We start from the raw sequence: 12,493 nt of genomic DNA on the forward strand, positions 1-12,493 counted from the left end.
GAAGAAGAACAGCTCGAGATACGCCTACGCATCGGATACATCGGTGTATCGTTTGGGGTCCACCCCGACGGAGGCGCCGATGACGACTGGAACGGACAACTCGCCGGCCAAGCGTGTCACCAAACGCCGTGGTCAGACCCGGCAGCGACTGCTCGACGCGGCCGCGGACGTCTTCTCCGAATCCGGGTTCGGACACGCAACGGTCGAGCAGATCTGCGAACGCGGCGGTTACTCCCGAGGCGCGTTCTACTCCAACTTCGATTCACTCGACGAACTGTTCTTCGCGATGTGGGAGCAGCGATCTGCAGCAATGCTCGCCGATCTGCGGTTGGCGACGGAGTCGATCACCGCCGGCAACGCCGTCGACATCCATTCCGCCGTGGCCCGAATCGTGTCCGTGGTTCCGGTCGACCCGCAGTGGTACCGGATCAACGCGGAATTCACAGCCCACGCGCTCCGCAACCCGGCACTTCGTCAGGCGCTTGCCGACCGTGAAGACGCAATTCTTCGGACCCTGCTTCCCATCGTGGAGTCCGCACTCAGCGATGTCGGTCGAACAATCGTCGGTGACCCGACGTCGTTGGGACGAGCATTGGTCGCAGTTCACGACGGCACGAGCGTCCAGTGCCTCGTCGATACCGACACCAGCGCCGCCTTCGCGCTGCGTCGCGATATCTTCACTCGAATCCTGCTGTCCTACAGCGAAATAATCCAGAACAACCAATCTGAAGAGGAGCTGTCGTGAGCGAACAAGCTGACGTCATCGTTGTCGGGGCAGGGCTGGCGGGACTGGTCGCCACCTACGAACTGACGCGCGCCGGCCGCAAAGTCCTTGTGGTGGAACAGGAGAACGCGGCAAACCTCGGAGCCCAGGCATTCTGGTCTCTCGGCGGGCTCTTCCTCGTGAACAGCCCCGAGCAGCGTCGCCTCGGTATCAAGGACTCCCTCGAGTTGGCAATGCAGGACTGGATGGGCACTGCCGGATTCGACCGCGACCGCGAAGATCACTGGCCGCGACAGTGGGCCAAGGCGTACGTCGAGTTTGCGGCCGGAGACAAGCGTCAGTACCTGCACGATCTGGGTCTTCGCCTGATGCCCAACGTCGGCTGGGCCGAACGCGGTCGCGGAATGGCTCTCGGACACGGCAATTCGGTCCCGCGCTTCCACCTCACCTGGGGTACCGGTCCCGGCGTGGTCGACGTCTTCCTGACCAAGGTCATCGCCGCTCAGAAGCGTGGACTGGTCACGTTCAAGCACCGCCACCAGGTGGATCAGTTGGTGGTCACCGACGGTACGGTCACCGGTGTACGAGGAACCGTCCTCGAACCGTCCAGTGATCTCCGTGGCGTGAAGAGCTCCCGCACTCCCATCGGCGAATTCGAGTTCGCCGCACAGGCCGTCGTCGTCACCTCCGGCGGAATCGGCGGCAACTACGAACTGGTGAAGAAGAACTGGCCCGAGCGACTCGGCAAGGCACCGAAGCACATGCTGACGGGAGTGCCCGCACACGTCGACGGACGCATGCTCGAAATCACCGAATCCGCGGGCGGAAACATCGTCAACCGCGACCGCATGTGGCACTACACCGAAGGCATCCAGAACTGGAATCCGATCTGGCCGAACCACGGAATCCGCATCATCCCCGGACCGTCCTCGATGTGGTTCGACGCCACCGGCAAGCGTCTGCCCGTCCCCAATTTCCCGGGCTTCGACACGATGGGGACCTTCAAGTACATCCTGGACAGCGGCCACGAGTACACGTGGTTCATCCTCGATCAGAAGATCATCGAGAAGGAGTTCGCGCTCTCGGGATCGGAACAGAACCCCGACTTCACCAATCGCGACTTCAAACTCCTTCTCGAACGAATCAAGAAGGGTGCGCCGGGGCCGGTAGAAGCGTTCAAGCAGAAGGGCGCCGACTTCGTGGTGCGCAACAACCTTCGCGATCTGGTCGACGGCATGAACGCCCTCACCGACGAACCGCTCCTCGACTACGAGGACATCGAACGCGAAATGATCGCCCGCGACCGCGAAGTCGACAACAAGTACAGCAAGGACTTCCAGGTCACCGCCATCCACGGCGCCCGTAATCTGTTGGCAGACAAGATCGTGCGTGTCGTTGCACCACATAAGATCTTGGACCCCAAGAACGGACCACTGATCGCGGTCCGGTTGCACCTGCTCACGCGCAAGACCCTCGGCGGCTTGGAAACCAACCTGGATTCACAGGTCATCAAGGCCGACGGCAGCGTCTTCGACGGCCTGTACGCGGCCGGCGAGGTCGCGGGCTTCGGCGGCGGTGGAGTCCACGGTTACAGCGCGCTCGAAGGGACCTTCCTCGGTGGCTGCATCTTCTCCGGCCGCGCAGCCGGACGAGCACTGGCGCGCAACCTGTAGCCCAGATCAGGCGAGCGAATGCGTGACCAGTATGTGATGGGCGCGCATTCGCCGTGCCTCGTGCACGGATTGATGGTGGTGATGATGCGTCGGCCCGCGCGCGTGGCGAACCAGATCGTGAACAGTGCGGATGACGGTCGGCATTGCGACCCTCCCTCAGGAGATTGTGACTGCTGCTCTTACTGGTGAAATCACTGTCTGGACACCGCCACTCGCGCCACCTCCTCCGGATCGATGAGGTGGGTATGGTCGTCGTCGCCGACGTCGATCTGCACGAGGTCGATACAGCCGTTGAATGTGGTTGCGCCACTGTAATCGACACTGACAGGCATGCCGTAGTCGTCACCGATGTCGGTGGTCTCGTCCGCAGAGAAGACCATCGGTTGGGTCTGCTCGACGCGACCCGAACCCACTTCGCGACCGTCGTGGTAGATCGTGACACCGCCGCACCTCGCGAGACCACCTCCGTCGTAGGCGAACTCGGCCCTGATCTGATGTGATCCTGCCGGTATGTCAACGTCGGAACCGATGACGAACTCGGTCATGCCGAGCAGGTTGTAGACGAATTTCGCGCGGCCTTCCCGCGCGTAGAGCGCCCAGCCGCCGAACCTGCCTCCCTGCGCGATCATCACACCGTTGGCAGTAACGCCATCCGCGAGGTCGACTGCTGCTGTGACACTGAATGATCGGTTCTTGATACTCAGCACGCTGTGCTCGCTCAGTCGCTTCATTCCGGGAAACAGAACTTGCCTGTTCCCGGATACCAACTGCGGACGCCCCGCGATGTGAGGGTTGAACCTCTCGAATCTACGATCGTCGATCGGAAGTACGTTGTACTTGACCGCTTCGATCAACCACAAGCGTTGCAGTGCAGCGAGTTTCTCCGGCATCTCAGCGGCCAAATCATTGGATTGCGTCCAATCCTGTGACCCGTCGTAGAGTTCCCACACGTCGTCGTCGAGAGCGGGAAGCACCTCCGCGAACAGCCACGGAGTGCTGTGACGCGTGACCGCACTCCAACCCTTGTAATAGATTCCACGGTTGCCGGCCATCTCGAAGTACTGCAGATCGTGACGTTCGGGGGCTTCGGCGTCGTCGAAGGTGTAGACCATGCTGGTCCCCTCGATGGGTGATTGCTGGACGCCGTTGACAAAGGTCGGTTCCGGCAGTTTCGCGACCTCGAGGATCGTCGGTGCAACGTCGATGACGTGGGCGAACTGCGATCGCGTCTCCCCCTTGGTCCGAATCCCCGCCGGCCAGTGCACGATCGTCCCGTTGCGAGTGCCACCCCAATGCGACGCAACCTGTTTCGTCCACTGATACGGCGTACACATTGCCCACGCCCACCCCACGGAATAGTGGTTGTACGCGTCCTTGGTACCGAACTTGTCCTTCACTTCCGCCATGAACTCGGGCGTCTCGATGGCCGCGAGTCCGTTGAAGTTGGCCATCTCGTTGAAGGCTCCGTTGACCGTCCCCTCTGCGGACGCTCCGTTGTCTCCGATGATGTAGTACACGAGGGTGTTGTCGAGAGCTCCGAGTTCTTCGATCGCATCGACAAGCCTGCCGACATGGAAGTCGGTGTGTTCGAGAAATCCTGCATAGACTTCCATTTGGCGTTCGAGGACAGGCTTCAATTCCTCACCCATGTCCTCCCACGCCGGAATCGCCTCAGGGCGCGGGGTGAGAACCGCATCCGTGGGAACGACGCCCAGCTGCTTCTGCCGCTCGAGGATCTTCTCGCGTTGAGCGTCCCAACCTCCGGCGAACCGGCCCTCGTACTTGTCGGCCCACTCCTTCGGAACATGGTGCGGCGCATGGGTAGCGCCGGGAGCGAAGTAGACGAAGAACGGCTTGTCCGGAGCCAAGGACTTCTGCATCCGGACCCAGTCGATGGCGTGGTCGGCCAGGTCCTCGGTGAGGTGGTAGCCCTCCTCCGGTGTCTTGTCCGGCTCCACAGGCGCGACGCCTTCGTACAGCGCCGGGTAATACTGGTTGTTCTCCCCGCCGATGAATCCGTAGAAGTGCTCGAATCCGCCTTCTCCCGTCGGCCACGACGTGAACGGTCCCACCGGGGATGTTTGCCACGGCGGAACCTCGTGACACTTGCCGAACTGCGCCGTCGAGTATCCGTTGAGTTTCAACGTCATCGGCAGTGCGGCTTTGGTATTCGGCCGCAGGCCGGAAAGACCAGGAGCCGAGGTAGCGGTTTCGGTGATCGATCCCATGCCGACCGAATGATGGTTGCGCCCGCTCAGAAGAGCGGCGCGGGTCGGAGCACACAATGCCGTCGTGTGAAACCGCGTGTACGTGAGCCCATTACCTTGCAACCGCTCAGCAGTCGGAGTGTCCGCCGGTCCGCCGAAGGCACTGCTTGCGCCATATCCCACGTCGTCCAACAGGACCACCAGAACGTTGGGTGCCCCGGTCGGTGGTAGTAACGGAGTGATCGGCGGAAACTCGGTGTCCGGATCCTTCGCGTCGTACGTCACCAGACCAAGATGTTGTCGATCCGGGATCGGTAGTACAGCGCGGCTCTGGCCCGTCGGATCCGTCATGACGTCTCGCCTTCTGTCTCTCACATGGCTCTTTCAAGCGTTTCAGGATCACGACGACATCGACATCATCCGTTTCGGGTGAAGGCGCACCATTACCGCAGCGTGGAGGCTTGAAGTGTGGATCAGCCCGGACGTTTCGCTCCCACCCCGATCGGGCATGCCTTCCTCGTCCCCCGGCGCCGTGTACGTGCCGGCCTGACCCAGATCCTGTGCGTCGTCGTAGGACTGGCTGCCGGACTGGCGATGCCGTATATCCGGAGCGGCCCGATGATTCCCGCACGTCAGGTCAGCGAGATGCTCGTTGCCCTCGGACTGGGGTTACTGGGTGTAGTCGCAGTGATCTTCTCGCTGCTGTTCCTCGTCGTCCAGTGGGCTGCGACCACCTTCACCCCTCGCCTCTTGTTGTTCCGCGACGACCCCATCGTGTGGCGTACGTTTGCCTTCGCGATAGGCCAGTCGGTTTTCGACATCACGGCAGCACTCGCCATCAGCAACGAAACGGATGTGTCCGTGGTCGTGCCCAGTCTCGCAGTGCTGGCACTCTTGGCCACGCTGACGCTGATCAGACTGCTCCAACTGCGCGCCTTCTCGGCCATCCAATTGGCTCCGGTCCTCGCCTCCATCTCGAGCCGTGGACGAGCAGTCGTCGAATCCGTATACCCCGACACCGATCGGGAGTTACCGCCTCTACCAACGCTTCCGGTGATCATGACGATCGAGTGGCATCGGCCGCCCGCCGTTCTGCAGCAGATCCTCGTCGAAGATCTGCTGCACAAAGCTCGCGGCTGTCACGCTCTTGTGGTCTTCCGAGTCTCGCCAGGCAGCACTCTGCGAGGCAGACTGCCGCTCGCCGACGTCTACGGCGAACCCATGCCCGCCGACGCGATCCTCGACGCCCTGGTCAGTGGGAGTGAGCGAACCTTCACGCAGGACCCCCTACTCGCGCTTCGGTTATTGGCCGACATCGCGCTCAGAGCGCTCTCACCCGCGATCAACGATCCTGCTACGGCCGTCCAGGCTCTGGACGAGATCGAGGACCTCCTCTCGCGCGTGGCCTCCGTACGAGCAGATTCGATCCGGGCCCTCGACCAGCGTGGTGAACTGCGCGTGGTGGTTCCGCTGCCCGGTTTCACGACCTTCGTACGAACCGGACTGGACGACGTCATAGCCTCTGCATCGAACTCGCCGCTCGTTCTGGGTCGGCTTCGCGAGTTACTTTCGCACGTCGCCGCTCACTCGGAGTCTCCGAACCGCGACGTTCTCGCCACGCGCGCTGGTTGGGTAAGCCAGATGTCCGACGGGTTTCGTCGACGCGAGCCGCCGTTGTGAACCCGTACAGATTTGCGGGCCATCGCGTCAAAGCATCGTCAAGATCAGTCTCAGTGCTGCGGGAAATGACGATACTGACTCGGTGAGACATGCAGTGATACTCGGACACCGTGGAGTCATATCGTCGACCACCCGCCCCGGCGGCGAACCTGAGAAGCAAAAGCTTTCCGTCGCAACCGGACTGGCGGGCCTGTCGCTCGACGCGATGGCCTCGGTGTCGTACGGTCCAGAGGCCATCGTGTTGGTGTTGGCCCTCGCCGGCGGCGCGGGGATCGGCTTCACCGTGCCGGTGACGATCGCCATCGCCGTGCTGCTTGTCGTCCTGGTGGCGTCGTATCGCCAGGTGATCGCCGCATTTCCCGAAGGTGGTGGCGCCTACGCCGTCGCGAAGAAGCATCTGAGCCCCCGCGCGAGCCTGACCGCCGCCGCCTCGTTGATCGTCGACTACACACTCAACGTCGCGGTATCGATCGCAGCCGGTGTCGCGGCCCTGACCTCCGCCTTCCCCGCGCTTCTTCCCTACACGGTCTGGATTGCGCTGGCGATACTCGGCGGCATCACGGCACTGAATCTGCGTGGCATCGCAGATTCCGCGCGGGTATTCATGTTGCCCACCGCGATCTTTGTCGTCAGCATCTTCACGGTGATCGGCGCCGGACTGCTTCGGGAAAGCCCCGCCGCCGCAACGGCTCCCTTCGTCGCCGACAACGCACACACGATCGGCATTCTCCTTCTGCTCAAGGCATTTTCGAGTGGTTGTGCCGCATTGACCGGTGTCGAAGCCATCGCCAACGCGGTACCCAGTTTCAAAAAGCCTCGCGTGCGTAGCGCTCAGCGCGCCGAAGTTGCTCTGGGAATCCTGTTGGGCACCATGCTGATCGGCCTTGCCGTGTTGATCGAAAAGTTCTCACTGGCCCCGATCCCCGGAACAACAGTCCTGTCGCAGCTCACGTCCGCTGCCCTCGGAAATGGTGTGGGCTACTACGTCGTCCAATTCTCCACCGTGATTCTGCTGGCATTGGCCGCGAACACCTCCTACGGCGGACTCCCCAACCTGATGCGGATCCTTGCCGACGACAACGTGCTCCCACACCGCTTCAGTCGGAAGTCGACGCGCGACGTCTTCACGTACGGCGTCTTGTCGCTCGGCGGCGTCGGCGCTCTCCTGCTCATCGGATCCGGCGGAAACATGAACACCTTGGTGCCGCTGTTCGCCATCGGTGTGTTCATCGGTTTCACGCTCGCGCAGTTCGGCATGGTGCGCCACTGGCTCGCCGAACGGACACCGGGTTGGAAATGGCGCCTGGCGCTCAACGGTTTCGGCGCTGTGTTGACTTCGATCGCAGCAGTGGTGACCACCGCCATGAAGTTCACCGAGGGCGCCTGGCTGATCGCTCTCGCACTCCCTGCGCTCGTCCTCGGCATGGAACGCATCCGCGGCGCGTACACACATATCGGTACACGGTTAACTACTCAGAGTGACAACGATTCTCTGTCCATCGGATACAAACCAGCGGTCCTAGTACCCGTCTCCGAAATTACATCGCTCTCCACCCGCGCGATGGCCGCGGCAACGGCGATGTCGTCGCGGCCCATCGCAATTCGAGTCTGCCTGGCCCACGAATCTACGACGGACTTCACCCGCCGATGGCAAGCCCGACACCCGAATTCGCGTTTGATCGTCATCGATGACACCGAGAATTCTGTGGGGAACACCCTCGCTCGATATATCCGCACACACTTCCCTCACCGGGAAACATTTGTCGTCGTCGCCACCATCGACCCGGCGACCAGATGGCACCGGTTCCTCCCGAGCCAACGGACCGATGAGATCGCTCATGCACTGCGCAAACACACCGAGGCCGTGGTGTGCCAAATTCCGGTCCGGATCGATCCGGCTCACCGCGATCCCGCCCTACGCGCGTGACCCGTCACTCAGAGCGAGGTCCCGAACAACATGCCGAGCAGATACGTCGCGCCGGCAGCGCCGTAGCCGATCGCAAGTTGGCGTAGGGCCCGCTTGAACGGCGGCCCGCCCGACAGCAACCCGACCACAACGCCGGTGGTCAGCAACGCGATCCCCACGAGAACAGACGCGACGATCAGGGCTGTCATGCCTTCCAGGCCGAACAGATACGGCAACACCGGAATGATTGCGCCCGAGGCGAAGAAGCAAAAACTTGCCGCCGCTGCGCCCAATCCGGTTCCGACGGCTTCATGGTTGTCGACAACGTCCGCGGCGCCGAAGGTGCTGTTCGCTAGGACCTCGGCGGCGCGCTGGTCCGCTTCCTCGGCGGACATGCCGCGGGCCCGGTAGACCAGAGCCAACTCGTTGGCGTCGACGTCGAGCAGACCGACAGCTTCGCTGGCGGCGGGACCAGGATTGGACGCTTCCAACAACTCTCGCTGAGAGCGGACGGAAACGTACTCGCCGGCACCCATCGACAGGGCGCCGGCCAGAAGCCCGGCCATGCCGGTGATCAGAACGATCTGGTTGGAGACGCCGCTACCACTGATGCCGAGTACGAGAGCGAGGTTGCTGACCAGGCCGTCGTTGGCCCCGAAAACGGCGGCACGAAACGTCCCCGAAAGTCTGTTCCGACCCCGAGTGGCCAAGGCCCGCACCACTTCTTCGTGGATCTTCTCGTCCGCGCCCATCGATGCAGTCGCGTCGGCGTCGTTGGGATACGGGGATCGCGTCTCCGCGCGCTGCGCAAGAGCAAGCACGAAGACGGAGCCGAAGCGCCTGGCCAGAAAGCCCAGTATCCGGGTGCGGATATCGCCGCGCAGTGGTTTGCCGACGTGATCGCCGAGTAGCGCTCGCCAGTGCGCCTCGTGTCGGCCCTCCGCGTCGGCCAGTGCGAGAAGGATTTCGCGCTCCTCGCCGCTGCGCCTACCCGCGAGGTCGCGGTAGACGGCGGCCTCAGCTTGTTCGTCGGCGAGGTATCGTCTCCAGCGCTTGACATCTCGCGGGTCTGGATCGGGTCGTGCGGCCGGAACTGTGGACATCGTGTTCCCCTTCCGGTGAGGCGGTCACGCTTCGAGTACGCGGTCCATCCACGTCGTCAGATCGTTGATGACGTCGTCGCGGTTGGTCTCGTTGAAGATCTCGTGCCTGGCGCCCGGATAGGTGTAGTAGGTGACGTCTTCGATCCCCGCCGAGTTGTACCGTTCGACTGCGACGTCGGTACGGCTCAGCGCGGCGTTGAGAGGATCCGAGGTGCCGACGAAGACCAGGATCGGAAGGTCTTGTCGCACGCCCTCGACGTCGACGAACCTCGGCCCCGCTGCGATAAGTCCGCCCATGCCGGCGTCATCCAGGCTGAAACCGCACAGCGGATCGTTGATGTACAGATCCACCTGAGCTTCGTCACGGCTGAGCCAGTCGTGCGGAGTACGGGCCGGTTCGAACTCCGCGTTGAACTGGGCGAGGACGTCCGGGCCGTCGTTGACGAGGCTCTCTATGAGTTGATCGACCGCGGTGGTCCCCGACAGTGCGACGGCGTCGATCAGGTGCGAATGATCGAGGATGTACTGCTGCGAAGCGAACGAACCAAGACTGTGGCTGAGCAGCACGACCGGCAGGCCCGGGTGTTTGTCGCGGATGATCCCCGTGAGGGTCACCATGTCTGCCACCAAGCGGTTCCAGCCGTCGTCGCCGATGTTGCCTGGGCCGGCGTGCATGCTCTCACCGTGGCCGCGGTGGTCCGCCGCGTAGACGAGGAAGCCGCGAGCATTCAGAGCTTCGGCAACGTGTGCGTAGCGTTTTGCATGCTCACCCATACCGTGCGCGAGTTGAACAACCCCTCGAGGTTCCTGCTCGGTGGGCCATTCGTGGACATGAATGACCACTCCGTCGTCGCTGGTGAAGGTGAACATGCGCTACTCCCGGTGGTCGCGATCCGGACAGGTCATTTCTCATGCTAGATCCGCAGCGGCAATCCATCCGGGAAGTAGGTCCTGATCACCGGCGAGCCTGATTCGTTTCTGCACATCCGGGCTCGGATTCGGATATACCGGACACGGATGTTCCGGAGCCAGTTGTCGACCAGCTTGAGGAGTACAGAGCGATGAATCCCAACCGCATGCGCAACGTCGGCTTGTTGGCGGCTCCTCTTGCTGCTCTCGCCCTTCTCAGCGGTTGCGGCTCGGATGAAACGGGAACGGCCGAGAGTTCACCAGCACCCGCCTCAACCACGACCGCCTCTGCGCCGACGACCCAGACCGGTACTGCCGCACCTTCGACGACCCATACCGATCACACCCAAACCACAACCTCGACGGCACCCAATCCCGAAGGCTGCGCGATCGGGGAACTGAACGTCACCCTCGGCGAGTCGAGTGGCGCCGCCGGTTCCGTGGAGCTTCCGGTTGTCTTCACCAACACGGGCGGCCGCACGTGCACGCTCGACGGTTTCCCTGGCGTCTCGTATGTCACGGGAGCGTCCGGAAGCGAAGTGGGTGCCGCCGCCGGCCGTTCCGGATCCGGTTCACTCGTCTCCCTTGCCCCTGGCTCCGCCGCAACGTCTTTGGTGCGAGCTACGAACGTCGAGAACTACCCGGCAGATCAGTGCGGCGTGACCGACGTTGCGGGACTGAAGGTTTACCCGCCCAACAGCTACGACTCGGTCTTCCTCGCCTACCCCACCAAGGGTTGCTCGATGACCGGCGCGAACATCAACCAACTGACGGTCGCACCGGTCGCCCGCTGAGTCACGGCTTGAGGCGTCGTAGGCCCCAGAGCGCCGGCAGGAGGAACAGGCCCGAAAGGATCAGGACGAGTGCAGCTTCCGTGAACTGAAATCGTCGGACCTGGTCGACTGAGTGGTACCGCGTTTCGTAGTGGTCCACTCCCTGCGCGAGCACACACGCACGGTAGTCGGCATCGAGTTGGGCCAAGAAGGCCTTTTGGCGAACGTAGAAATCCACGTCACTCTCGTCGGTTCGCTGATCGTATTCACTGCCGGCTGTATCGGTAGTGCACGCCTGATAGTCGATCTCGACGGGCTTCCCGTTGGCATCGGTGTATCCGCTTCGCACGATCCACGCCATCGAGGAATCCATGACGTACGTTGCGTAGAAGGTGTCTTGGTCGATACCTTGTGTCAGCACAGTCGGCTCGGCATAGTGCGGCCGTGCCAGATTCTGAAATCCCACCATCAAACCGGCGACGGCAATCAAGGTGACGGCCACCGCGGCGATGGGTGATCGCACCAGCAGTGATACCGCAGCTCCGGCGACCAACGCCATGAAAGTGTATGCACCCAAGACGATTCCGCTGGAATTGAACAGAGGGAAGAGCATCGAACTCATTCCATACGACTGAACGGGTCCGACGTTGACCACATAACTCCAACTCTCGAATCCGACCCGAGCGGCTTCGAGAATGAAACCGAGGATCGCGGATGCGGCAGTGAGCGGAAGAAAGACAACAACGACTCGCATCCAGAACCATCGTGCTCGACTCACCGACTGCGTCAGACCGAGAACATGTGTTTGCTGATCGATGTCGCGGGAGAATACGGTCGCACCCACCAGCGCCCCGAGTAGTACCGGTAAGGCAGCGGCGATCGTGTTCACACCGGTGACGGTGGTATCCGCCCAACAATCCCAACCGATCCCGACACACTCTAGGTAAGTCCCTCCGCCGTCCACTCCCGAAGTACGTCGAGTTCCGATTCCGCCGAATATCGCTGCTATAGCCAAAGCTGCGATGAATCCCAACGACACAACGAGCGATGTGCGGTGATGCCGCCACGTAACCCAGATCATGCCGCCACCATCGTTTCTGCGCTCAGGTGCCCGAGCACCACGTCATCGAGAGTTGCGTCGTCGATCACCCAGCCGGCCCGAGGGCTCGGACGGACTCCCTCCACCACATGAGAATTCGACCGCATCCCCTTGTCGGTATGAATGACCGCACCGGCGCCGACCACGTCCGAAGGATCGCCGTCCCCGATCAATACGTAATGGGCAGCGATCAATTCATCCAACGGTCCGGACAATCTCGCGTTTCCGCCGCCCAGTAGAAGTAGTCGATCCGAGACGTCTGCCAGTTCGGAGACGATGTGTGACGACAACAGAACCGTGGTGCCGTACTCGGCAACGTCTTCGAGCAGGGTGGTCGCCACGGATCGCCGCGCCACGGGATCAAGATCCGCCAAGGGCTCGTCGAGAAGCAGCAGTTGCGGCCTGCGTCCGAGTGCCAA

The 12,493-nt window shown here is 62.2% G+C and carries 11 protein-coding genes; 5 read left to right on the forward strand and 6 right to left on the reverse strand.

Annotated features, from left to right (window positions below):
- Positions 1 to 79: 79 nt before the first annotated feature.
- Both I7X09_RS12180 and I7X09_RS12185 read left to right on the forward strand, forming a co-directional pair.
- Positions 80 to 745, forward strand: coding sequence for a TetR/AcrR family transcriptional regulator (locus I7X09_RS12180; RefSeq protein WP_200316992.1), 666 nt, complete (start codon positions 80 to 82; stop codon positions 743 to 745).
- Positions 742 to 2,397, forward strand: a complete 1,656-nt coding sequence (locus tag I7X09_RS12185) for an FAD-binding dehydrogenase (RefSeq protein WP_200316993.1) — start codon at positions 742 to 744, stop codon at positions 2,395 to 2,397. Before I7X09_RS12180 ends, I7X09_RS12185 begins: the two co-directional genes overlap by 4 nt.
- Before the next feature lie 6 nt (positions 2,398 to 2,403).
- Here the strand turns inward: I7X09_RS12185 and I7X09_RS12190 are convergent, their stop codons facing one another.
- A complete protein-coding gene (locus I7X09_RS12190) occupies positions 2,404 to 2,541 on the reverse strand; it encodes a hypothetical protein (protein ID WP_153211511.1) in 138 nt (45 codons plus the stop codon).
- A gap of 47 nt (positions 2,542 to 2,588) precedes the next feature.
- The gene (locus I7X09_RS12195; protein ID WP_200316994.1) at positions 2,589 to 4,955 is read right to left on the reverse strand and encodes an arylsulfatase; all 2,367 of its coding nucleotides are present in this window, start codon (positions 4,953 to 4,955) and stop codon (positions 2,589 to 2,591) included.
- Between the two features lie 117 nt (positions 4,956 to 5,072).
- Here I7X09_RS12195 and I7X09_RS12200 point away from each other — a divergent pair, with 117 nt between their 5' ends.
- Both I7X09_RS12200 and I7X09_RS12205 read left to right on the forward strand, forming a co-directional pair.
- Complete coding sequence (locus I7X09_RS12200) at positions 5,073 to 6,284, forward strand: DUF2254 family protein (protein WP_200316997.1); 1,212 nt, start codon at positions 5,073 to 5,075, stop codon at positions 6,282 to 6,284.
- A gap of 94 nt (positions 6,285 to 6,378) precedes the next feature.
- The gene (locus tag I7X09_RS12205) at positions 6,379 to 8,211 is read left to right on the forward strand and encodes an APC family permease (RefSeq protein WP_200317798.1); all 1,833 of its coding nucleotides are present in this window, start codon (positions 6,379 to 6,381) and stop codon (positions 8,209 to 8,211) included.
- An 8-nt stretch (positions 8,212 to 8,219) separates the two neighbouring features.
- Here the strand turns inward: I7X09_RS12205 and I7X09_RS12210 are convergent, their stop codons facing one another.
- Both I7X09_RS12210 and I7X09_RS12215 read right to left on the reverse strand, forming a co-directional pair.
- Positions 8,220 to 9,293, reverse strand: a complete 1,074-nt coding sequence (locus I7X09_RS12210; RefSeq protein ID WP_200316999.1) for a VIT1/CCC1 transporter family protein — start codon at positions 9,291 to 9,293, stop codon at positions 8,220 to 8,222.
- Positions 9,294 to 9,317: 24 nt separating this feature from the next.
- Positions 9,318 to 10,163, reverse strand: coding sequence for an alpha/beta hydrolase (locus tag I7X09_RS12215; RefSeq protein ID WP_095972042.1), 846 nt, complete (start codon positions 10,161 to 10,163; stop codon positions 9,318 to 9,320).
- A 191-nt stretch (positions 10,164 to 10,354) separates the two neighbouring features.
- On the opposite strand from I7X09_RS12215, the gene I7X09_RS12220 reads away from it, so the two are divergent.
- Entirely contained in the window at positions 10,355 to 10,996 is a 642-nt protein-coding gene (locus I7X09_RS12220; protein WP_200317001.1) for a DUF4232 domain-containing protein, read from the forward strand.
- Between the two features lies 1 nt (position 10,997).
- On the opposite strand, the gene I7X09_RS12225 is transcribed toward I7X09_RS12220, so the two are convergent.
- A complete protein-coding gene (locus I7X09_RS12225) occupies positions 10,998 to 12,056 on the reverse strand; it encodes an ABC transporter permease (RefSeq protein WP_234036895.1) in 1,059 nt (352 codons plus the stop codon).
- Positions 12,053 to 12,493, reverse strand: a complete 441-nt coding sequence (locus tag I7X09_RS29735; RefSeq protein WP_409529213.1) for a hypothetical protein — start codon at positions 12,491 to 12,493, stop codon at positions 12,053 to 12,055. The genes I7X09_RS12225 and I7X09_RS29735 overlap by 4 nt, the downstream gene beginning before the upstream one ends.

It is taken from the genome of Rhodococcus sp. P-2, from assembly GCF_016598535.1.
In the GTDB taxonomy this organism is placed as follows: domain Bacteria; phylum Actinomycetota; class Actinomycetes; order Mycobacteriales; family Mycobacteriaceae; genus Rhodococcus_F; species Rhodococcus_F baikonurensis.